Source organism: Candidatus Poribacteria bacterium, assembly GCA_021295755.1.
Taxonomy (GTDB): Bacteria; Poribacteria; WGA-4E; order WGA-4E; family PCPOR2b; genus PCPOR2b.
The window spans coordinates 1-1,746 of sequence record JAGWBT010000176.1; the positions used below are offsets into that span (position 1 = coordinate 1).

At 47.8% G+C, this 1,746-nt stretch carries 2 protein-coding genes; one reads left to right on the top strand and one right to left on the bottom strand.

Features of this window, described 5'->3' with window-relative positions; genetic code table 11:
* The coding region (locus J4G02_20505) for a theronine dehydrogenase (GenBank protein MCE2396908.1) at positions 1–442 on the bottom strand (442 nt) is incomplete at its 3' end.
* Positions 443–1,057: 615 nt separating this feature from the next.
* Between J4G02_20505 and J4G02_20510 the strand changes: the two genes are divergently transcribed.
* Positions 1,058–1,746, top strand: a 689-nt coding sequence (locus J4G02_20510; protein MCE2396909.1) for a carbohydrate binding family 9 domain-containing protein, incomplete at its 3' end; no start/stop codon positions are given.

Genomic DNA, 1,746 nt, shown 5'->3' on the forward strand with positions numbered 1-1,746 from the left:
CGATCAGACCGCCTCCCAACACAAGCACCGGTTCCCCAAGTTCAATTTTGGCTTTCCGAACCCCTTGCATCGCAATAGTACACAGGTTGAAAAATACCCCTTCTTCCGATGATAACGTTGCCTCTGTTACCTTGAGAAGGCTATCCGGTGTGGCGACGAAATGACTCGTATGCCCTTTGGATGAAACGACACGATCACCGATCTTGTAACCGTCTACATCTCTACCACTGTCAATGACCACTCCGATATTGCTATAGCCGGGATATGACGGGTAGCGACCTTGTGCATTGGGCAGTCCAAGTAGGAAAGCACGTTCTGTGCCTGGGCTGATAAGCGAACATTCGGTCGCGACCAGTATCTCGTTATCTCCAAGGGATGGGAATTCAAATTCCTCAATTTCAACCTTCGCCCGGCTGGGCCAAACAACTCTTTGTCCTTTCATGCGTTCCTCCTCAGTGGACGGGGGCAATTTTCGCAGACACAGATCTGTTTCTCTATACCCACTGTATAACAGATAGGACTTACGCAGTTGGTTCATAAGTCCCCCTGCAACTCCGCTGACAAGGGTTTCCCCCTGATAAGGGGGGCTAGGGGGTTAGGGGATCTTCTCCCTTGTCTTTCCCCTCTTATCAGAGGAAAAAAATCTCGCGTCGCGTGCTGAATTTGCGTAAGTCCTAGATTCAAATGTGACTGATAAACGGGGTTGAACACAGATTTCTATCCCTTTTCTCTTTTTATTAGCGAAAATCAGCGAAATCTGTATCCCTATCTGCTCTTAGGACTGAAGTGCGTAAGTCCTAACAGAATAATATGATAAGGCCTATGTGCGGTTCAGTATACACCACCACGGAGTTAAAATCTACGATAAAATGATAGCGCTATTTTGGACGATAGAGTTACGAATTATTTCCCATAACCACACGATTTAGATTGAACAGATAGTCAAGAAACACTATAATAATGTAAGTTAAACGCTATTTTACAGAAATTGCATTTTTTCGTTTCCCTTTTGCGAAAATAGGGCGCATTAGATCCTACAGGGAACTTGGAGGAGTGGATGATCAAACTTTTATTAACTTTAGTTGTAGCGGGCACCCTTGCGATGCCCCTGAGCACAATCCGCGCGGCAGCGGATCCGATGCTCAGAAAGATCGCAGCTGTCGAGACCGATTCGCCGCCGAAAATCGATGGAAAGCTAGATGATCTCTGTTGGCAAAAGGCGGCACAGGCCGGCGACTTTATTCAGTTTGAACCGAATTCCGGCGAACCTGCCAGCCATAAAACGAAGGTTTACCTGCTCTATGATCAGAATCGGTTGTATGTCGGTTTTGAGTGTTTCAAGAGTGATATGAACGTCCTCGCCGCAAATTCTGTCCAGCGAGACTCTTTTTTCTTCGCTGATGACCACGTTGAAGTTTTGCTTGACACCTATCTAGATCAACGTAACTGCTACGCTTTCGCGTTAAACGCCCTTAGTACGCAGACAGACCGACGGATAACAAACGAGGGCGGGAACGTGAGGCGAAATAGCTCTAATGTCGGTTCTGCTATCTCTTGGGACTGCGATTGGTCAGGGCACTCGGCGACATATGAGGACCGATGGACAGCCGAGTTTTCCATCCCGTTTGCGGAACTCCGTTTTCCGAAGAAAAACCCTCATGCGGTTTGGGGAATCAATTTTTGGCGGAACGACGAGTCGCAGCAGGAGGAGTTGTCGTGGGTAGAACTTGGGGGACGGCAATACGC